Here is a 19,896-nt window from a genome sequence, read left to right on the forward strand (position 1 = left end):
GCTGCCAGATCGAGTCTGTGCAGCCAGCTCATCGCAACCTATGCACCACCTGGTTGCTGCTGCCGCGCCAAATCAGCGCCGGGTCTTTCAAATCCTGCACGAACTTGCCGTCGATCAGCACGTTGATCCTGTCCACCACCTGCATTTGCTGTGCATCCAGCTCCGCCAGCCGGTAGCCGGTCCACAGCCAGATATCCTTGCCGGGGCATTCGGCGTGCACCCGTTTCACCAACTGCAAGATGCTCGGCACGTTGGCCGGGTGCAGCGGATCGCCGCCGGAGAGCGACAGCCCCTGGCGCGGCACGCGCGTATCGTTCAGATCGGCGATGATGCGGTCTTCCAACGCCGGGGTAAACGGCTGGCCGGAGTTGAGCCGCCAGGTGCTTTTGTTGTAGCAGCCGGGGCACTGGTGCACGCAGCCGGCGACAAACAGCGTGCAGCGGGTGCCGGGGCCGTTGACGACGTCGATTGGGTAATACTGGTGATAATTCATGTGAGGCCTGCCCATCAGGCTATTTTACTGGCCATTTTGCCTCCGGGCAGGGCCCCCAATCCTCACGTACTGCGTGTACGCTCCGGTTGGTGCGCGCTGGCCGAAGGCAAACCGGCTGCGATAATCACGCCTGATGAACAGGCTTCTGCCTAGGTTGCACGGTGCTTTTCAGCCGAGCTGCCCATTGCCGAGGTGTTTCACCCGGCGTTTCACCTCTTCCTGCTTGCCGGCGTTGAACGGCCGGGCATCGGGGCTGCCGAGATAGCCGCACACCCGGCGGGTGACCGAGACCTTGGCCGAGTCGTGGTTGCCGCATTTCGGGCAGGTGAAGCCTTTGCTGGTGCAGGAGAATTCACCGGTGAAGCCGCATTCGTAGCACTCGTCGATCGGCGTGTTGGTGCCGTAGTAAGGCACCCGGGTGTAGCTGTAGTCCCACACGTCTTCCAGCGCCTTCAGGTTGTGCTGCAGGTTCGGGTATTCGCCGTAGCAGATGAAGCCGCCGCTGGCCAACGGCGGGTAGGGCGCTTCGAAGTCCAGCTTGTCGTACGGATTGACCTTCTTCTCCACGTCGAGGTGGAAGCTGTTGGTGTAATAGCCCTTGTCGGTGACGCCCGGCACCACGCCGAAATCGGCGGTGTCCAGCCGGCAGAAACGATCGCACAGGTTCTCGCTCGGCGTACTGTAGAGGCTGAAGCCGTAGCCGGTTTCGTCCTTCCAGGCGTCGACGGCGGCGCGCAGCCGCGCGACGATCGCCACCGCTTTGGCGCGCAGCGCTTCGTCGTCATACACGTGGTTTTTGCCGCCGAACAGCGCGTTGATGGTCTCGTGCAGGCCGATGTAGCCCAGCGAAATCGAGGCGCGGCCATTCTTGAAGATATCCGCAATGTTATCGTCGGCCTTGAGCCGCACGCCGCAGGCGCCTTCCATGTACAAGATTGGCGCCACCCGCGCCTTGATGCCTTCCAGCCGGGCGATGCGCGTCATCAGGGCCTTTTTCGCCAGCTGCAGGCGCTGATCCAGCAGCGCCCAGAAGCGCGACTCATCGCGCATCGCCTCCAGCGCGATGCGCGGCAGGTTGAGGCTGATGACGCCGATGTTGTTGCGGCCGTCGTGCACCAGCTCGCCGTCCTGCTCGTAGGTGCCGAGGAAGCTGCGGCAGCCCATCGGCGTTTTGAACGAGCCGGTGACCTTCACCACCTGATCGTAGTTGAGGATGTCCGGGTACATGCGCTTGCTGGCGCACTCCAGCGCCAGCTGCTTGATGTCGTAGTTCGGATCGCCGTACTGGTGGTTGAGGCCGTCGCGGATGGCGAACACCAGTTTGGGGAACACGGCGGTCTTGCGGTTTTTGCCCAGCCCGGCGATGCGGTTTTTCAGGATTGAGCGCTGGATCAGGCGCGACTCCCAGCTGGTGCCAAGGCCGAAGCCGAAGGTGACGAACGGCGTCTGGCCGTTGGCGGTGTGCAGGGTGTTGACCTCGTACTCCAGCGACTGGAAGGCGTCGTAACACTCTTTCTCGGTGCGCGCCATGGCATAGCCTTTGGCGTCCGGGATCTGCCATTCCTCCGCCACCTGCAGGTGTTTGCGGAAGCTCTCGTCGACGAACGGCGCCAGAATTTCATCGATGCGGTTGATGGTGGTGCCGCCATAGATATGGCTGGCGACCTGAGCGATGATCTGCGCAGTCACGGCGGTGGCGGTGGAGATCGACTTCGGCGGCTCGATTTCGGCGTTGCCCATCTTGAAACCGTTGGTCAGCATGCCTTTCAGATCGATCAGCATGCAGTTGAACATCGGGAAGAACGGCGAGTAGTCGAGATCGTGGTAGTGAATTTCGCCGCGTTCATGGGCCAGCACCACGTCGCGCGGCAGGATGTGCTGCTTGGCGTAGTGTTTGGCGACGATGCCCGCCAGCAGGTCGCGCTGGGTGGGGATCACCTTGCTGTCCTTGTTGGCGTTTTCGTTCAGCAGCGCACGGTTGCTCTGCTCGACCAGGCCGCGAATTTCCTGATTCAGGCGGCCGCGCAGTTCGCGCGCCACGTCGCGATCGTGGCGGTATTCGATATAGGCGCGCGCCAGCTGTTTGTATTCGCCGGCCATCAGCTGGTTTTCCACCGCCTGCTGGATCTCGTGGATATCGACGCGCGGCTGCTGCTCCATGCGCTGAGCGACCACGCGGGCGACGGTGGCGCAGTAGTCGGCATCGACCACGCCCACCGCCAGCGCGGCGCGCTCGATGGCCTGCGCAATGCGCGCTTCGTCAAAAGGTACCTGGCAACCGTCCCGCTTAATCACTACTGGTTTCACGTTGTACTCCTTGTTCCCCGAGGGAGCGTTGATACCCGCCGGCGCGGCGAGCAACCGTCAAATTTCGCTTATCCACAGGGCAAAGCCGCAGCGCGCAAGGGCTGTGGCGGCGTGTGGATGATTTTGTGGATAACTACTATATATAGGTGTTCGCAATTCTTAATGCACTATATATAGATATTGGCGCGATTCTTTTGATGTAGAACAAGGAAAACGGAGGAGCGTGCGCAAGCTGAACAGTCGTCAATCGCCCGCCGGCCGATCGCGAAAATGTTCCAGCAGAAAATCGACCCAGACGCGCACCCGCGGCGGCAGATCCGCCGAAGCGTAATAGAGCCACAGCTGCACCGGGCGCGGCCAGCATTCCGCCAGCACCGGCTGCAGCGTGCCCTGCTCGAAGTGTTTCTCGACGTACCAGCGCGCCAGGTTGACGATGCCGAGCCCGGCCAGCGCCGCATCCAGCAACATCTCCGGGCGGCTGGCCACCAGCCGCCCGTTCAGATCCAGCGCCAGCGTTTCGCCCTGATGGCGCAGCTGCCATTTGACGTGGCGGCCGTTGGCCGGGTTGCGGTGCAGCAGGCAGTCGTGGCGCAGCAGATCGTGCGGCGTTTGCGGCTCACCGCACCGCGCCAGATAGTCGGGCGACGCCGCCAGCACCATGTGCATCGGGTTGAGCGGGCGGGCCACCAGCCGGCTGTCGGGATCGACCCGGCTGCCGATGCCGACGTCGAAACCTTCGCCCACCAGGTTCACCACCCGGGCGTCCAGCGACAGATCGAGATCGATCTGCGGGTAGCGCGCCAGAAATTGCGGGATCAACGGCATCAGCATCCGGCGGCCGAAGCCGGGGATCATCGTGACGCGCACCACGCCGGCCGGCGCCTGCCGTTCGCCGCCGGCGCTCTCCAGCGTCGCCGCCAATGCCTGCCACAGCGGCGCTACCTGCGCCAGCAGCGCTTTGCCCTCGTCGGTCAGCAGCACGTTGTGGGTGTTGCGCTGAAACAGCCGCAGCGCCAGCTTCTCTTCCAGCGCGCGGATGTTTTTGCTGACCGCCGCCGGCGTCACGCCCAGCTGGCGGGCGGCGGCGGAGAAATTTTGCGCCTGCGCGGCGGCGAGGAAGGCCGGCAACAGGCGGTGTACGTCAAAGGGCAGCGACATAGTGGTTGATACTTTCAGTTGAAATTGAAGTGACCTCTAACAGCCTACACCCGCCGCGGCGGAAATGGAAAAATGCCCTCATCTTCTTATGACCGAGGAATCATGTATGTCGCGCATTTTAGTGTTAACCGCCCACCGCACCCCCGACGAGTCGCGCATCAACAAAGCGCTGATCGAGGCCGTACGCCCGCTGCCCAACGTGACCGTTCACGAACTGATCCGCGCGTACCCGGATTACCGCATCGACGTGGCGCGCGAACAGGCGCTGTTGCAGAGCCATGATGCGGTAGTGATGCTGTTCCCGTTTTACTGGTACAGCTCGCCGGCGATCCTCAGCGAATGGCAGGATGCGGTATTAACCTACGGTTTCGCCTACGGCAGCGAAGGCACCCAACTGCACGGCAAGCCGCTGCAGCTGGTGGTGAGCACCGGCGGCAACGCGCAGGCCTATACGGCGCAAGGGTACAACCGTTACCCGGTGCAGGATCTGCTGCTGCCGTTCCACGCCATGGCCAACCTGACCGGCATGGATTATCTGCCGCCGCATCTGGTGCAGGGCGTGAGCGACATGAGCGATGAGCAGTTGGCGCAAGAGGCCGCCGGCGTGGCGGCGCTGCTGGGGAAATGGTAGGGCGCAGCGTTCGCCGCGCCCTGCGGGGTCAGTCTTCGAGCAGCCACCACACCGCTTCGAACGGCCGCAGCGTCAGCGCCTGCGGCTGGTCCGCCGAATCGGCGTAGTTGCTCATCAGCGGGCGCCATTGCGCGGAGGCTTCCACGCCTTCCGCCGCCCAGGCCAGCGGTTCGCGGCTCAGGTTGGCCGCCACCAGCAGGCGCTGGCCGTTCCAGCTGCGCTGATAGCACCACAGCGCCGGGTGTTCCGGCGCCAGATCCTGATAGTCGCCGTGGGTCAGCAGCGGATACTGCTTGCGCAGGGTGATCAGCTGGCGATAGGCGTAAAACACCGAGTCGAGATCGGCCAGCGCTGCGTCGGCGTTGATCTGCGGGTAGTTCTCGGCGCAGCCGATCCACGGCGTGCCGGTGGTGAAACCGGCGTGCGGTGCGGCGCTCCACTGCATCGGCGTGCGGCCGTTGTCGCGCGATTTGTCGGCCAGGATCGCCAGCAGCTCGGCGTCGCTGCGGCCCTGGGCGCGCAGTTCGGCGTACATGTTCAGGCTTTCCACGTCGCGATACTGCTCGATGGCGCGGAAGCCGGGGTTGGTCATGCCGAGTTCTTCGCCCTGATAGATATAAGGCGTGCCCTGCATGCCGTGCAGCACCATCGCCAGCATTTTGGCGGCCGGCACCCGCAGTGCGCCTTCATCGCCGAAGCGCGACACGATGCGCGGCTGATCGTGGTTGCACCAGAACAGCGCGTTCCAGGCGCGGTTATGCATCCCTTGCTGCCAGTGGCGGAAGATCTGCTTCAGCTCCACGTAATCCGGCGCCGCCCGCGTCCATTTTTCGCCGCCGGCGTAGTCCACCTTCAGATGGTGGAAGTTGAAGGTCATCGACAGTTCTTCGCCGCTCTGCGCCGCGTATTGCTGGCAATGTTCGAGCGTGGTGGAGGACATCTCGCCCACCGTCATCAGGCCGCGCGGTTGGAACACGTCGCGGCTCATCTCCTGCAGGAACTCGTGGATGCGCGGGCCGTCGGTGTAGAAGCGGCGGCCGTCGCCCTGGCTGTCGGATGGGAAGTCCTGCTGTTTGGACACCAGGTTGATCACATCGAGGCGCAGCCCGTCGACGCCTTTGTCCGCCCAGAACTGGCACACTTTCTTCAGCTCTTCGCGCACCGGCGGGTGTTCCCAGTTGAGATCCGCCTGCTCGGCGGCGAACAGGTGCAGGTAGTACTGGCCGCTGTCGGCGTGCCACTGCCAGGCGTTGCCGCCGAACTTGGAGCGCCAGTTGTTCGGCGGCGTTTCACCGTCGCCGTCGCGCCAGACGTAGAACTGACGATACGGGCTGTGGCGATCCTGCGCGGCTTTGAACCACGGGTGCTCGGTTGAGGTGTGGTTGAACACCATGTCCATCACGATGCGGATGCCGCGCTGGTGGGCGGCGGCGACCAACTGCTCGAAGTCCGCCATCGTGCCGTAAGCCGGATCGATGGCGCAGTAGTCCGCCACGTCATAGCCGTTGTCCACCTGCGGCGACACGTAGACCGGCGTCAGCCAGATGGCGTCCACGCCCAGCTCCTGCAGATAGTCCAGCCGCCGGGTCACCCCGGCCAAATCGCCGTAGCCGTTGCCGGTGCTGTCCTGAAAACTCTTCGGATAAATTTGGTAGATGACGCCGTTCTGCCACCAGGGGGTTGGGTTGCTCATAGTTCAATACCTTTGAATCGTGACAACGAGCCCGCGCGAGCAGGCTCCTACATTCATTTTGCGTCAATCAAACCGGCAGCTCGCCGCGGGCGGCCTTGCGTTTGTAGACCATGATGGTCAGCACCAGCGGGATGACGATCGCCACCAGAATCGCCAGCGAGTAAATCAGCCAGAACTGCGGCTTGATAGACAGAATGCCCGGCAGACCGCCGACGCCGATGCCGTTGGCCATCACGCCGTCCAGCCCGCAGATAAGGCCGGCGATCGCGGAGCCGATCATCGCGCACAGCATTGGGAAGCGGTATTTGAGGTTGATGCCGTACATCGCCGGTTCGGTCACGCCGAGGTAGGCGGAGATCGCCGCCGGCACCGAGATTTCACGCTCGTTGGCCTTGCGGCTGATGATGATGATGCCGAGCACCGCCGAGGCCTGCGCGATGTTGGACAGCGCAATCAGCGGCCACACTGGGGTGCCGCCCATGCTTTGGATCATCTGCATGTCGATAGCCAGCGTGGTCTGGTGCACGCCGGTGATCACCAGCGGCGCATACAGGAAGCCGAACAGCGCGGCGCCCACCGGCGCGAAGCTGCCGGTCATCACCGATTTCACCGCCCAGGCGACGCCGTCGCCGATCATGCGGCCGAACGGCCCGATCAGCGCGTGCGCCAGGAACACCGCCAGCAGCAGCGAGACCACCGGCACCACCACCAGATAGAGATAGTCGGGAACGATCTTTTTCAGCCGGGTTTCGATCCAGCCCAGCGCCATGCCCGCCAGGATCGACGGGATCACCTGCGCCTGATAGCCCACTTTCTGGATCACGAACCAGCCGAAGTTCCACACTTCCGGCGTTTGCTGGCCGAGCAGGTAGGAGTTCATCAGCTGCGGCGACACCAGGGTGACGCCCAGTACGATGCCGAGCACCGGGGTGCCGCCCATCTTTTTCACCGTCGACCAACAGATGGCCACCGGCAGGAACATGAAGATCGCTTCACCGAGCAGCCACAGGAAGTCGTAAACGGTTTTCCACGCCGGGTGCATCTGCGCCAGCGTTTGGCCGCCGGACATCGGGATGTCGCCGATCACGTTGCGGAAGCCGAGGATCAGACCGCCGCTGATCAGCGCCGGCAGCAGCGGGAAGAAGATCTCGGCGAAGTGGGAGATGGTGCGCTCGGTCCAGGTCATGTTCTGGCGCGCGGCCACCTTGGCCTGTTCCTTGTCGGCCTCGTTGACGCCGGTGCTGGCGATCAGCGCCTGATAGTAGTCGCCGACGTCGGTGCCGATCACCACCTGGAACTGCCCGGCGTTGGTGAAGCAACCCTTGACCATCGGCAGCTCTTCGATCTCTTTCGGTTTCGCCTTATTGGGATCGTTGAGGACGAAACGCAGCCGGGTAATGCAATGGCTGACGGTGGCGATGTTCTCGCGGCCGCCGACCAAAACAATCAGGCGATCAATATCCTGCTGTTTTACTTTGCTCATTATGGGATACCTGCAGAGGTGTTGACTGAGTAATGATCAAAGCTTAGCCACTCGGCATTTTGAATGAAATGGGAACGTTCCCGGTTTGGGGCGAGGATCACAAAATGACGAAAAATGGTCAACTTCCAAGCAGATCGTCAGGAAAGTTTGCTGGGCACCACCAGGCGGCGGATCCCCTGCTCGCCGCTGAGCTGCGCCAGCAGCTGCTGCGCCGCCAGCAGGCCGGCGCTGCCGTAGCCGAACTCCACCGACAGGGTGTCGGGGAACAGGAAGCTGAGCAGCGGGGTGTTGCCGATGGCGCATACCTGGATGGCGCGCGTCGGCTGTTGTTGCAGGTATTTGATCGCGCCGAGGGCGATGCTGTCGGAGGCGCAGATCAGCGCGCTGGTGTGCGCATCGATCACTTCGGCGGCGTGCTGGAAACCGCTCTGGTAACTCAGCTCGCCCAGCGTGGCGCGCGGCGTGAGCGTGAGGCGTTCACAGGCGTCGAGATAGGCCTGGTAGCGGCGCTGGCCGGTGGTGGCGTCGCTGAGCTGCACCCCCAGATAGCCGATATGCCGATGCCCCTGCCGGTGTAGGCGATCCATCAGCAGGTTCACCGCGCCGGCGTCGTCGTAGCAGACGGACGAGAAGCCGTCGTATTCGCGCACCATCACCACCATTTTTTCCTGCCAAGGTTTGAGCATCGCCGCGGTCAGGCCGGTGAAGCCGAACAGGATCACGCCGTCGACGTTGCGCTGGTGCAGCACGTGCAGGTGCTCCTGCACCAGGCGGGTTTCGAACTGGCTCTCCATCACGATCGGATCGAAGCCCTGCTGGTACAGCAGCGGCAGCATGGTGCGCACCGCCTGGTTTTCCGACGGCGAATCGAGACGGGAAACGATGATGCCCACCACCTTGTCGCTTTGGCCGCGCATGGCGCGCGCCGACTTGGAGGGCGTAAACCCTTGCTGACGGATCACCGCTTCCACTCGTTCACGGGTTTGCGGGCTCACGCTGCCTTCATTGTTCAGCACGCGTGAGACGGTGGATTTGCCTACGCCGCTCAGGCGCGCGATGTCCTTGATGGTCAGCCGGTTTTGCATGGTTTACTTTTCGTTGAGGTGGACAGGCGTAACATAAAGGCCTGTAAAACAATGCCCGTCAGCATAGCTCATTTTCCGACGCGGATCTTGATGCAAAACGGGATTGTGACATTGCGATGAACGGCCGCTCCTGCCGCTCTGTTTTTCCCTTTACCGGAGGTTATGCCCCATATGGACCCCGACCCGACTGCTTTAGACACTCACTCGGTTCTCCGGTAAAACCTCTCCGCCTAGCGCTGCTGTTTTACCGGTGAAGTACATCACGGTAACCGGTAGCGCGCGCTTTGTCGTTCGCTCCTGCTGCTGAAAAAAAGAATAAGGATCTGCGTTGGCAGAGGCTTTTTGGCGCATCCGCCATCCGCCCTGCCGATGACGATCCCCGTTTACCCGCTGCCGTGAGGCACCGGGCGACGAGGTGCGAACCATGAAACTGAAAAAACTCCCCCGTCAGCTGCTGGGCCTGTTCGCCCGCGGCCTCCCGCGCCGTTTGGTGCGCCGCGACAGCCTGCTGGACAGCGTCGGCGGCGCTGCGCGCGATATGCCGGCCGGCCTGGCGCAGCAGCGGCTGGAATGCGCCGCCGCAGAAACGATGCAACTCTTTGAGCGTTTTCACAGCCACCCGGAAGGCATCACCGCCCATGAGGCGGAACAGGTGCGCCAGCGCTGCGGCGAGAACGTCATCGACGATCAGCAGAAAGAGGCCTGGTGGCAACACCTTTGGCACTGCTACCGCAACCCGTTCAACCTGCTGCTGACCGCGCTCGGCATGATCTCTTACGCCACCGAGGATCTGACCGGCGCGTTGGTGATCGCGCTGATGGTGCTGATCTCCACGCTGCTGAACTTCATCCAGGAGGCGCGATCCAACCGGGCGGCCGACGCGCTGAAGGCCATGGTGAGCAACACCGCCACGGTGATCCGCAGCGATGCGCTCACCGGCAAGAGCGAGCATGTGGAGCTGCCGATCGCGCAGCTGGTGCCGGGCGACATCATCAAGCTGGCGGCCGGCGACATGATCCCGGCGGATCTGCGCGTGCTGTCGGCCAAGGATCTGTTCATCAGCCAGGCGGCGCTGACCGGCGAATCGCTGCCGGTGGAAAAATCCGCGGCGCCGCAGTTGCCGGCGGCCGATCCGCTCGACTGCCAGAACCTGTGCTTCATGGGCACCAACGTGGTCAGCGGCACCGCGCTGGCGATGGTGATCGGCACCGGCGGCGGCACCTATTTCGGCCAGCTGGCGCAGCGTGTCACCAGCCAGGATGAGCAGCCGAACGCCTTCCAGAGCGGCATCAGCAAGGTCAGCTGGCTGCTGATCCGCTTTATGCTGGTGATGACGCCGATCGTGCTGCTGATCAACGGCTACACCAAGGGCGACTGGTGGGAGGCGGCGCTGTTCGCGCTGTCGGTGGCGGTCGGGCTGACGCCGGAGATGCTGCCGATGATCGTCACCTCGACGCTGGCCAAAGGGGCGGTGAAGCTGTCGCGCCAGAAGGTGATCGTCAAACGGCTGGACGCCATCCAGAACTTCGGCGCGATGGACATTCTGTGCACCGACAAGACCGGCACCCTGACCCAGGACAAGATCGTGCTGGAGCGCCACACCGACGTGTTCGGCGCCAGCAGCGAGCGGGTGCTGCGCTACGCCTGGCTGAACAGCTTCTACCAGACCGGGCTGAAAAACCTGCTCGATGTGGCGGTGCTGAGCTGCGCGGAGCAAAATCAGCAGCCGCAGGTGCTGCAAAACTACCGCAAGGTGGATGAGATCCCGTTCGACTTCGTGCGCCGCCGCATGTCGGTGGTGGTGGCCAAAGACAACGCGTATCACGAGCTGGTGTGCAAGGGCGCGCTGGAAGAGATGCTGGCGATTTGCAGCCACGTGCGTCACGAAGACGAGGTGATCCCGCTGAGCGAGGCGCTGCTGGCGCGCATTCGCCGCATCACCGACGATCTCAACCAGCAGGGGCTGCGGGTGGTGGCGGTGGCCAACAAGATCCTGCCGGCGCAAACCCATGAATACGGCGTGGCGGACGAGTCGGATCTGATCCTCGAAGGCTACGTCGCCTTCCTCGATCCGCCGAAGGAGAGCACCGCGCCGGCGCTGGCGGCGCTGAAACAGAACGGCGTCACGGTGAAGATCCTCACCGGCGACAACGAGCTGGTGGCCGCCAAAGTGTGCCGTGACGTCGGGCTCGAGGCCGATCATCTGCTGCGCGGCAGCGAGATCGAGCAGATGGACGACGAGCAGCTGGCGCAGGCGGCGGCGCGCACCACGGTGTTCGCCAAGCTGACGCCGCTGCACAAGGAGCGCATCGTCAAACTGCTGCGCCGCCAGGGGCACGTGGTGGGCTTTATGGGCGACGGCATCAATGACGCGCCGGCGCTGCGCGCGGCCGATATCGGCATCTCCGTCGATTCGGCGGTGGACATCGCCAAGGAGGCGGCGGACATCATCCTGCTGGAAAAAAGCCTGATGGTGCTGGAGCAGGGGGTGATCGAAGGGCGCCGCACCTTCGCCAACATGCTGAAATACATCAAGATGACCGCCAGCTCCAACTTCGGCAACGTGTTCAGCGTGCTGATCGCCAGCGCCTTCCTGCCGTTCCTGCCGATGTTGCCGCTGCACCTGTTGATTCAGAACCTGATGTACGACATCTCGCAGATCGCCATCCCGTTCGATAACGTCGACGACGATCAGATCACCCAGCCGCAGCGCTGGAACTCCGCCGATTTGGGGCGGTTTATGGTGTTCTTTGGGCCGATCAGTTCGATCTTCGACGTGCTGACCTTCAGCCTGATGTGGTGGGTATTCAAGGCCAACACGCCGGAAATGCAGACGCTGTTCCAGTCCGGCTGGTTCGTGGAAGGGTTGCTGTCGCAAACGCTGATCGTGCACATGATCCGCACGCGCAAAATTCCGTTTATCCAGAGCCGCCCGTCCTGGCCGCTGTGCATCATGACGCTGGCGGTGATCGCCACCGGCATCGGCCTGGTGTTCTCGCCGCTGGCCGGCTTCCTGCAGCTGCAGGCGCTGCCGCTCGGTTACTTCCCGTGGCTGGTGCTGATCCTCGCCGGTTACATGGTGCTGACCCAGTGCGTGAAAGGCTGGTTCGTGCGCCGCTACGGCTGGCAATAACCCGTTCGCCCCCTCCGGCCGGGAGGGGGCAACTGTGATCCCGTCCGCTTTTTCACCGTAACGGTTGGACATCTGTTCTGTGCTGAGTCTTTATCTACAGCGTTGGCTGTTTTCCCCTGCGCCTTTCAAGCCACCGCGTTGTTGGCTGTACGCCCGCCCTCCAGTTACTTAGCAGACCTAAGCGCCTGGGGATGCGGACGCTTGCCGCCTAGCGGTGGTTTGAAATTCATTGGGGATATTTTGTTTTTTTTCCTCTGAGGAATTTCCGATGCACAGACCTTTCCGTTATACGCTACTGGCTTCATCGTTATGGTTTTCTTGCGGCGCGCTGGCGCAGCCGGCGGGGGATTTGCCGCTGATGCCCTGGCCGCAGCAGGTGGAAGTGACGCAACCGGCGGGCAAACTGATTTTGGATCACCGGCTGTCGTTAAGCCTCCAGGGCGATGATTTGGGCGACGCGCTGCCGCGCTGGCGCCAGCGCATCGAACTGCAGACCGGCTGGACGTTGGCGCCGAGGGAAGAAGCAAACGGCGCGGCGATCAAGGTGGTGATCAAGGATCGGGTGGCGGCGCAGCCGCTGCCGGGCAGCGATGAGAGTTACCGGCTGGCGGTCACGCCGCAGGGCGCCACGCTGACCGCCAACACCCGCTTCGGCGCGCTGCGCGGCATGGAGACCCTGCTGCAACTGCTGCAGACCGACGGGCAAAACACTTTCCTGCCGCTGGTGGATATTCGCGACGTGCCGCGTTTTCCGTGGCGCGGCGTGTTGCTGGATTCGGCGCGCCATTTCCTGCCGCTGCCGGACATTTTGCGCCAGCTTGACGGCATGGCGGCGGCCAAGTTCAACGTATTCCACTGGCACCTGACCGACGATCAGGGCTGGCGCTTCGCCTCCGAGCATTACCCCAAATTGCAGCAGCAGGCCAGCGACGGCCAGTTCTACACCCGTGAGCAAATGCGGCAGGTGGTGGCTTACGCCACGGCGCGCGGCATTCGCGTGGTGCCGGAGATCGACATGCCGGGGCACGCCTCCAGCATCGCGGTGGCCTATCCCGATCTGATGAGCGCGCCGGGGCCGTATCGCATGGAGCGCGAGTGGGGCGTGCATAAGCCGACGCTCGATCCGACCCGCGACGAGGTTTATCAGTTTGTCGATACGATCGTCGGCGAGCTGGCGGCGATCTTCCCCGATCCTTATCTGCACATCGGCGGCGACGAAGTGGACGCCAGCCAGTGGCGGGCGTCGCCGTCGATTCAGGCGTTTATGCAGCAAAACGGGCTGGCGGATACCCATGCGCTGCAGGCCTACTTCAACCAGAAGCTGGAAAAAGTCCTCGAGAAGCACCAGCGGCAGATGGTCGGCTGGGACGAGATCTATCATCCGTCGCTGCCGCGTTCGATCGTCATTCAGTCCTGGCAGGGGCAAGACTCGCTGGGCGCCAGCGCGCAGGATGGCTATCAGGGCATTCTCTCCACCGGTTTCTATCTCGATCAGCCGCAAAGCACCGCCTATCACTACCGCAATGAAATTCAGCCGCAGCCGCTGGGGGTCGAAACGGCGGTGCAACCCGGCGAGCAGGCGCAAAGCTGGCGTTTCAGCATGCCGCGTCTGAAGGGCAGCGCGGTGGAGGGCAGCTTCACGCTGATCGAGGGCAAGCAGGGCTGGCGCGGCTTTATCGATTTCAACGGCAAGTCGCGCCGCGCGGTGCACGACATCGTCTGGCGCACGCCGCAGCAGGTGACGTTCCGCGTCGATACCTGGATGGGCGACACGCGGCCGGTGTTCACGCTGCAACAGGACAAGCTCAGCGGCTATACGTTGGTCGGCAACGTGCGTTACCCCACCAGCGGCGAGAAACTGGCGGCGGCGCCGGCGGGCAAGATGCCGGTGGTGCCGGATGAGAAGGGGCAGGCCAACATTCTCGGCGGGGAAGCGGCGCTGTGGGCGGAAAACGTGCGCGCGCCGCTGCTCGATCTCAAGCTGTGGCCGCGCGCCTTCGCGGTGGCGGAGCGGCTGTGGTCGGCGCAGGACGTCACTGACGAAAGCAATATGTACCGGCGGCTGGCGGCGATCGACGCCTGGTCGGTGGTGTCGGTCGGCCTGCAGCAGCACGCGGAAACGGCGCGCGAATTCACCCGGCTGAGCAACAGCGTGCAGATCGTGCCGCTGCAGATCCTGGCCGAGGCGGTGGAACCGGCGCAGTATTACACCCGCCAGCACCTGAAGTTCCAGGCCGGCAACTATCATCAGTTCGAACCGCTGAACCGCTTTGCCGATGCGCTGCCGCCGGAGAGCGAGGCGGTGCGCGCCATGCATGCGCAGGTCGCGGCTTTGCTGAAGGATAAGCGCGATAAGGCGGCGGCGCAGGCGCTGCGCGAACGGTTGCAGCGCTGGCAGGCGAACGGCGCGGCGCTGCAGACGGCGATCGCGGGCAACCGTGCGCTGCGGGAGCTGGCGCCGGTGGCGCAGGACGTCGATGCCCTGGCCGCATTGGGCTTAACGCTGCTGGAGCGGTATCAGCAGGACAAACCGCTGAGCCGGGCCGAGGCCGAGCAAGCGCAGCGCCGGCTGGATGCGGCGGCGCAGACGCGCGACGAAGTGGTGATTGCGGCGGTGTACCCGCTGGAGGCGTTGCTGCGGGGGTTGCAGGTGCAATGAGGCGGACGGGCTCGTGTGAGCCCGGATCCCTACAGTTGCAGCGGCGGCAACTGAGTAAAAATGCTGACCAGCCCTTCGCCCCAACCCTTGCGGATGGCGCTGAAGTACGGATGATCTTCGGTAATGCGGTATTGCCGGGCATGACTGAAGCTGTCGCGCGGGTAGATCATCACGTCGAGCGGCAGCCCGACGGACAGGTTGCTGCGCAGGGTCGAATCCAGTGAAATCAGCGCGCATTGCATCGCTTGTTCCAGCGGCGTGTCGTAGTGCAGCACCCGGTCGATGATCGGTTTGCCGTATTTGCTTTCGCCTATTTGAAAATAGGGCGTGTCGCGGGTGGCTTCGATAAAGTTGCCTTGCGGGTAGATATGGAAAAGCCGCATCTCTTCCCCGCTAATTTGGCCGCCGAGCAGCAGGTTGCAGCTGAAGTCGGTGGTGCTGCCGCTTTGCTGCGCCTCGCTGTCGCGCTGGATCACCTCGCGCACCGTTTCCCCCACCAGCGTGGCGGCGTCGTAGAGGCTGGGAGCGTTGAGCAGGTTGGGGCGTTCGGCGTCCTTGCTGCGGTGCAACAGCAAACTGATGATGCTCTGGGTGGTCGCCAGGTTGCCGGCGCTTTGCAGCACCAGCGTGCGATCGCCGTCCTGTTGGAACACGTGCAGTTTGCGGAAGGTGGAAATATGGTCCACCCCGGCGTTGGTGCGCGAATCGGACGCAAAGACCAGCCCGGACGACAAACGCATGGCCACACAGTAGGTCATACTACAATCCCTCAAAACAAGACCGGCACGCCGCCAACGCGCAGCGTGCCCGAAACATTTTCCATCGGCAAGCGGCTACTGGCCGGTTGGCATCATTTGTACGGCGGCGATGGCGCTCATGTCTTCGCAGCCGCCGCCCAATCGCATGCCGCGCACCGGGCAGGCGTCCAGATAATCGATGCCGACCGCCAGCTTAAGGTGCTGATTCGGCATGCGCGTATTGTTGGTCACGTCGAAGCTGTGCCAGCGTTCCTCCACCCACACTTCCGCCCAGGCATGGGTGGCGACATGGGTCGAGTCTTCGCTGTACAGGTAGCCGCTGACGTAGCGCGCCGGGATGTTCAGGCTGCGGCAGCAGCTCAGGAAGACATGCGTATGATCCTGACACACGCCACTGCCGGCGGCGAAAGCCTCGGCGGCGCTGTCGGTCACGCGCGTGGAGCCAGGGCTGTAAGGCATTTTCAGCAGCAGTTCGCCCATCAGATGTTCCAGGCCGCTCAGCACCGCCTGCGGTTGATGATAACGCAGGGCGAAGGCCTGAATGGCGTCATCGGGCTGAGTCAGTGGGCTATGGCGCAGAAATACCAGCGGCGACAGGTGCCCGAGCGCCCGATCTTCGACGCCGTCTTCAATCTCCACTTCCCCGAGCACCCGAATGGTGATGGCCTGATGCGGTTCATCAAGCGTCAGCACGTGCAGTACATTGCCGAAGGCGTCGGTGGTGCGCACCGCGTCATCCGGCAACGACAGTTGCCAGGAGAGGATGCGCTGATGGGGCGAATCCTGCGGCGTCAGCCGCAGATATTGGGTGCTGCGCTGCACCGGCTGGGCGTAGCGATAATGGGTGTTGTGCTCAATATTCAGTTTCATTGCGCCTCCAGATAAGTGTGATGGATGCTTTCGGCGATGCCGTTCACCTGGCCGAGAAAGGCGCTCAACCACTCGCCCAGGCCGATCTTGTTCAGGTCCTTCATGCTGCTGAAGCGCAGCTCGGCATGCAGGGTGTGCGCCAGACGTCGCGGTTGGTTGGCGCCGCCGCCGATCAGTTCCAATTGCTGCACCATGTCGCCGACGCAGGCCAGCAGTGAACGCGGGATTTCATTGCGCAGAATCATCAGTTCGGCGATGGTCTCGCGGCTCAACGGCTGCTTGTAGATGCTGTGGTAGGCTTCGCGCGCGCTCACCGCCCGCAGCAGCGTGTCCATGCGGTAATATTCGCGCACCGGGTCGCCGTCGATGTCCATCAGCGTGTTCTTCACTTCCAGCAGACGGGCGGTGCCGTCGGCCCGCTCCAGCAGGGTGCCGAGACGGATAAAGCGCATGGCGTCGCTGCGCAGCAGCGTGCCGAACATGGCGCCGCGAAACAGATGGGCGCGCTCCTTCACCCAGTCGAAGAAGGCATCGGCGCCCACCGAGCCGATGCCTTGGCGGCGGATCAGTTTCATCTCTATCCAGGTGGCGTTGATGCACTCCCAGACTTCGGATGACAGGCTGCCGCGCACCGCGTGGGCGTTGTTCCAGCCCATTTGCAGGCAGCTGAAGATGCTGCTGTGGTTACGGTTGTCGAGCGCGAAGAAACTGACCAGATTGGGCATCGTCAATTCCGGGTAGGCGGCGGCATACAGCTGGCCGGTGCCGGTCAGGTTGAGCGGCACCTGCAGATCCTGATCGCCGCCGTCGCGGATCGGCATCATCGACAGCTTGTTGGTGACGTCCAGCACCCGGGCGATGCTTTCCGCCCGCTCCAGATAGCGGGCCATCCAATAGAGTTCACTGGCGGTGCGGCTCAGCATAGGTCGTCCTCCAATACCCAGGTGTCCTTGGTGCCGCCGCCCTGCGACGAGTTCACCACCAGCGAACCTTCCGCCAACGCCACCCGGGTCAGGCCGCCGGGCACCAGGCGGATCTCCGCGCCGCTGAGGGCGAACGGCCGCAGATCGATATGCCGCGGCGCCAGACCATCGTTGACGAAGGTCGGGCAGGTGGACAGCGCCAGCGTGTTTTGCGCAATGTAATTCTGCGGGCGAGACAGCAGCAGAGCGCGGAAGCGGGCGAGCTCGTCCTTGCTCGCCGTGGGGCCGATCAACATGCCGTAGCCGCCGGCGCCGTGCACCTCTTTCACGACCATCTGTTCGAGGTTGGCCAGCACATACGACAGTTCGTTTTTATGTCGGCACTGCCAGGTCGGCACGTTGTTGAGGATCGGTTCCTCTTGCAGGTAGAAGCGCACCATATCCGGCACGTAGGGGTAGATCGATTTGTCGTCGGCCACGCCGGTGCCGATGGCGTTGGCCAGCACCACATTGCCGGCGCGATACACCGACAGCAGCCCCGGTACGCCGAGCATCGAGTCCGGCCGAAACGCTAGCGGATCGAGGAAGGCGTCGTCCACCCGACGATAGATCACGTCCACTTTGCACGGCCCGGCGGTAGTGCGCATGAAGACCGCGCCGTCCTTGACGAACAGATCGGCGCTTTCGACCAGCTCCACCCCCATCTGCTGCGCCAGGAAACTGTGCTCAAAATAGGCGCTGTTGAAGCGGCCCGGCGTCAGCACCACCACGGTGGGATCGTTGATGGGCGAGCTTTCGCGCAGCGTTTGCAGCAGGTGCGACGGGTAGCGCTCCACCGGCGCGATGCGTTGCCGGGCGAACAGTTCCGGATAGAGACGCATCATCATTTTGCGGTTTTCCAGCATATAAGAGACGCCGGACGGGGTGCGCAAGTTATCTTCCAGCACGTAGTATTGGCCGTCGCTGTTGCGGACCATGTCCACGCCGACGATATGCGCATAGATATCACGATGCAGATCAACGCCTTGCATACAGGGTTGATACTGATCGTTGGCCAGCACCTGCTCCGCCGGAATGAGGCCGGCCTTCAGAATATGCTGCTGGTGGTAAATGTCATGCAGGAAGGCATTGAGCGCCTGTACGCGCTGGCGAATGCCGCGATCGAGCATCGCCCATTCGGCGGCCGGAATAATGCGCGGCACGCTGTCGAACGGGATCAACCGCTCGGCGCCGTCATCGTCGCCGTAGACGTTGAAGGTGATGCCCACCCGGTGAAACAGCAGCGCAGCCTCTTCCCGCTTGCGTTGCACGGCCTGGTGATCGGCCTGCTGCAGCCATTGCCAGTAGGCGTCGTAGTGGCCACGGTGTTTTCCCTCAGCCAGAAGCATCTCATCAAAAAACGGTGAAGCGGAAAGATTGATATTCAGCATCGTCACCTCGTCGACATTGCAGGCTGTGAATCAATCGAGCATAAAACGTGCCAAGGCGATAACGGGCGAAAATGGCGCAGAGCGAGGCTGCCGCGGCGAAAAACGCCCGTTTGCGGTGCAGGTCTGGCGTGACGACGCCTTAATATAGGGCGAAAAGGCGGCGGCGGTGAGCGCTAAAGGCGCAGGGACGGCAGGCTGTCGGGGCAGAGCAGAAATAAAAACGGCCAGTCTGCACTGGCCGTGATGCGCGTGAGCGTCGATTAACGACGCACGGCGATGGCTTCGATTTCGATCTTCACGTCTTTTGGCAGACGCGCCACTTCCACGCAGGAGCGGGCCGGGAACGGCGCGCTGTGCTCGGTGAAGAAGGCTTCGTACGCGGCGTTGACGGTAGCGAAGTCGTTCAGGTCTTTCACGAACACGGTGGTTTTCACGATGTCGGCAACGTTCAGGCCGGCGGCTTCGACGATCGCTTTGACGTTTTCCAGCGACTGGCGCGCCTGAGCGGCCACGTCGTCGGCGACGGCGCCGGTTTTCGGATCGACCGGGATCTGGCCGGAAGTGATGATCATGCTGCCCAGATCAACGCCCTGCACATAAGGACCAATGGCTGCCGGGGCGAGTTCAGTGCTGATGTTACGTGACATGTTTTCTCCTGATAGACCCGTTGTCTTTCACGCCGCCGCGCGGTCGGCCGCAACGTAAAATTCGGTGGGTAGCAACGTGGGTAGAGTTATTTTCAGGCATCCATTATAGGGAGTGACGCGCAGATTAACAGCGCCGCTCCCGCAAAGGGGCAGAATTCAGTCCGCCTGCAGCACTACCTGATGCTCGAACTCTTTTTCGCAGTAGCGGCACTTCAGGTGTACTTCACCGTCGCGCGATTTGACGCTGAAGCTCGACGCCACCGGCTCGCTGCGGCTGATGCAGTTGCCGTTCGGGCAGGTCAGCACGCCGTCGATGTGGTCCGGCAGGCTGAGGGTCAGCTTGCGCACCACTTCATAGTTGTCGATGCGGTTCACCGTGGCCTTCGGCGCGTACATCGCCAGCTGGTTGGCCTGCTGCTCGGTCAGGAAGGTGTTCTCGATCTTGATCAGATCCTTGCGGCCCAGCTCGTTGGAAGGCAGGTTCAGGCCGATGGTGATGCGCTGGTCGGTGGCGGTCAGCTTGAACAGCGTCAGCAGTTTGAAACCGATCTGCGCCGGAATGTGGTCGATCACCGTGCCGCATTTGATCGCTTCGACCTGCAGTTTGTTGTCATGAGTCATGGTGG

Annotated in this window: 15 protein-coding genes; 3 read left to right on the forward strand and 12 right to left on the reverse strand. The window is 62.9% G+C overall.

All coding sequences use genetic code 11. The features are described 5' to 3' along the window. Positions 1-28 precede the first annotated feature (28 nt). The 3 genes from nrdG to J9788_RS15155 all read right to left on the reverse strand — a co-directional run bounded on the left by nrdG (position 29) and on the right by J9788_RS15155 (position 3,958). Positions 29-493, reverse strand: coding sequence for an anaerobic ribonucleoside-triphosphate reductase-activating protein (gene nrdG / locus J9788_RS15145; protein ID WP_182265181.1), 465 nt, complete (start codon positions 491-493; stop codon positions 29-31). A 168-nt stretch (positions 494-661) separates the two neighbouring features. Then, positions 662-2,800 carry an anaerobic ribonucleoside-triphosphate reductase gene (gene nrdD, locus J9788_RS15150; RefSeq protein WP_182265182.1) on the reverse strand — a complete coding sequence of 713 codons (2,139 nt, stop codon included), beginning with the start codon at positions 2,798-2,800 and terminating at the stop codon, positions 662-664. 243 nt (positions 2,801-3,043) lie between these two features. Further along, on the reverse strand, positions 3,044-3,958 hold the full coding sequence (locus J9788_RS15155; protein WP_182265183.1) for a LysR family transcriptional regulator: 915 nt from the start codon (positions 3,956-3,958) through the stop codon (positions 3,044-3,046). Positions 3,959-4,064: 106 nt separating this feature from the next. Here J9788_RS15155 and J9788_RS15160 point away from each other — a divergent pair, with 106 nt between their 5' ends. Next, positions 4,065-4,589, forward strand: coding sequence for an NAD(P)H-dependent oxidoreductase (locus J9788_RS15160; RefSeq protein ID WP_033641685.1), 525 nt, complete (start codon positions 4,065-4,067; stop codon positions 4,587-4,589). A gap of 28 nt (positions 4,590-4,617) precedes the next feature. Here the strand turns inward: J9788_RS15160 and treC are convergent, their stop codons facing one another. The 3 genes from treC to treR all read right to left on the reverse strand — a co-directional run bounded on the left by treC (position 4,618) and on the right by treR (position 8,850). Beyond that, complete coding sequence (gene treC, locus J9788_RS15165; RefSeq protein ID WP_182265184.1) at positions 4,618-6,282, reverse strand: alpha,alpha-phosphotrehalase; 1,665 nt, start codon at positions 6,280-6,282, stop codon at positions 4,618-4,620. 67 nt (positions 6,283-6,349) lie between these two features. Then, positions 6,350-7,765, reverse strand: a complete 1,416-nt coding sequence (treB, locus tag J9788_RS15170; RefSeq protein WP_033651452.1) for a PTS trehalose transporter subunit IIBC — start codon at positions 7,763-7,765, stop codon at positions 6,350-6,352. A gap of 137 nt (positions 7,766-7,902) precedes the next feature. Then, positions 7,903-8,850 carry a trehalose operon repressor TreR gene (gene treR / locus J9788_RS15175; RefSeq protein ID WP_182265185.1) on the reverse strand — a complete coding sequence of 316 codons (948 nt, stop codon included), beginning with the start codon at positions 8,848-8,850 and terminating at the stop codon, positions 7,903-7,905. Between the two features lie 424 nt (positions 8,851-9,274). Here treR and mgtA point away from each other — a divergent pair, with 424 nt between their 5' ends. Both mgtA and J9788_RS15185 read left to right on the forward strand, forming a co-directional pair. Next, a complete protein-coding gene (mgtA, locus tag J9788_RS15180) occupies positions 9,275-11,983 on the forward strand; it encodes a magnesium-translocating P-type ATPase (RefSeq protein WP_182265186.1) in 2,709 nt (902 codons plus the stop codon). 268 nt (positions 11,984-12,251) lie between these two features. Then, positions 12,252-14,642 carry a beta-N-acetylhexosaminidase gene (locus J9788_RS15185; RefSeq protein WP_182265187.1) on the forward strand — a complete coding sequence of 797 codons (2,391 nt, stop codon included), beginning with the start codon at positions 12,252-12,254 and terminating at the stop codon, positions 14,640-14,642. 29 nt (positions 14,643-14,671) lie between these two features. Here J9788_RS15185 and J9788_RS15190 read toward each other — a convergent pair whose 3' ends face one another. The 6 genes from J9788_RS15190 to pyrI form a co-directional block, all read right to left on the reverse strand. Next, positions 14,672-15,400, reverse strand: a complete 729-nt coding sequence (locus J9788_RS15190) for a proteasome-type protease (RefSeq protein ID WP_015376453.1) — start codon at positions 15,398-15,400, stop codon at positions 14,672-14,674. 75 nt (positions 15,401-15,475) lie between these two features. Beyond that, entirely contained in the window at positions 15,476-16,270 is a 795-nt protein-coding gene (locus J9788_RS15195; RefSeq protein WP_004933384.1) for a transglutaminase family protein, read from the reverse strand. Beyond that, positions 16,267-17,193: an alpha-E domain-containing protein gene (locus J9788_RS15200; RefSeq protein ID WP_004933382.1), complete on the reverse strand. Its 927-nt coding sequence runs from the start codon at positions 17,191-17,193 to the stop codon at positions 16,267-16,269. The genes J9788_RS15195 and J9788_RS15200 overlap by 4 nt, the downstream gene beginning before the upstream one ends. Then, entirely contained in the window at positions 17,187-18,623 is a 1,437-nt protein-coding gene (locus J9788_RS15205) for a circularly permuted type 2 ATP-grasp protein (RefSeq protein WP_004933380.1), read from the reverse strand. The genes J9788_RS15200 and J9788_RS15205 overlap by 7 nt, the downstream gene beginning before the upstream one ends. 260 nt (positions 18,624-18,883) lie before the next feature. After that, complete coding sequence (ridA, locus tag J9788_RS15210; protein WP_019453299.1) at positions 18,884-19,270, reverse strand: 2-iminobutanoate/2-iminopropanoate deaminase; 387 nt, start codon at positions 19,268-19,270, stop codon at positions 18,884-18,886. A 156-nt stretch (positions 19,271-19,426) separates the two neighbouring features. Further along, positions 19,427-19,891 carry an aspartate carbamoyltransferase regulatory subunit gene (gene pyrI, locus J9788_RS15215; RefSeq protein WP_033641690.1) on the reverse strand — a complete coding sequence of 155 codons (465 nt, stop codon included), beginning with the start codon at positions 19,889-19,891 and terminating at the stop codon, positions 19,427-19,429. Positions 19,892-19,896 lie beyond the last annotated feature (5 nt).

Source organism: Serratia sp. X10, assembly GCF_017811775.1.
GTDB lineage: Bacteria > Pseudomonadota > Gammaproteobacteria > Enterobacterales > Enterobacteriaceae > Serratia > Serratia ureilytica.

What these genes read in the sequence shown, in the direction of transcription:
- J9788_RS15195 (WP_004933384.1), bottom strand. Translation starts at nt 16,270, where the DNA reads ATGAAACTGAATATTGAGCACAACACCCATTATCGCTACGCCCAGCCG.
- treB (WP_033651452.1), bottom strand. Translation starts at nt 7,765, where the DNA reads ATGAGCAAAGTAAAACAGCAGGATATTGATCGCCTGATTGTTTTGGTC.
- J9788_RS15200 (WP_004933382.1), bottom strand. Translation starts at nt 17,193, where the DNA reads ATGCTGAGCCGCACCGCCAGTGAACTCTATTGGATGGCCCGCTATCTG.
- pyrI (WP_033641690.1), bottom strand. Translation starts at nt 19,891, where the DNA reads ATGACTCATGACAACAAACTGCAGGTCGAAGCGATCAAATGCGGCACG.
- J9788_RS15160 (WP_033641685.1), top strand. Translation starts at nt 4,065, where the DNA reads ATGTCGCGCATTTTAGTGTTAACCGCCCACCGCACCCCCGACGAGTCG.
- J9788_RS15185 (WP_182265187.1), top strand. Translation starts at nt 12,252, where the DNA reads ATGCACAGACCTTTCCGTTATACGCTACTGGCTTCATCGTTATGGTTT.
- J9788_RS15190 (WP_015376453.1), bottom strand. Translation starts at nt 15,400, where the DNA reads ATGACCTACTGTGTGGCCATGCGTTTGTCGTCCGGGCTGGTCTTTGCG.
- treC (WP_182265184.1), bottom strand. Translation starts at nt 6,282, where the DNA reads ATGAGCAACCCAACCCCCTGGTGGCAGAACGGCGTCATCTACCAAATT.
- J9788_RS15155 (WP_182265183.1), bottom strand. Translation starts at nt 3,958, where the DNA reads ATGTCGCTGCCCTTTGACGTACACCGCCTGTTGCCGGCCTTCCTCGCC.
- nrdG (WP_182265181.1), bottom strand. Translation starts at nt 493, where the DNA reads ATGAATTATCACCAGTATTACCCAATCGACGTCGTCAACGGCCCCGGC.
- treR (WP_182265185.1), bottom strand. Translation starts at nt 8,850, where the DNA reads ATGCAAAACCGGCTGACCATCAAGGACATCGCGCGCCTGAGCGGCGTA.
- mgtA (WP_182265186.1), top strand. Translation starts at nt 9,275, where the DNA reads ATGAAACTGAAAAAACTCCCCCGTCAGCTGCTGGGCCTGTTCGCCCGC.
- ridA (WP_019453299.1), bottom strand. Translation starts at nt 19,270, where the DNA reads ATGTCACGTAACATCAGCACTGAACTCGCCCCGGCAGCCATTGGTCCT.
- J9788_RS15205 (WP_004933380.1), bottom strand. Translation starts at nt 18,623, where the DNA reads ATGCTGAATATCAATCTTTCCGCTTCACCGTTTTTTGATGAGATGCTT.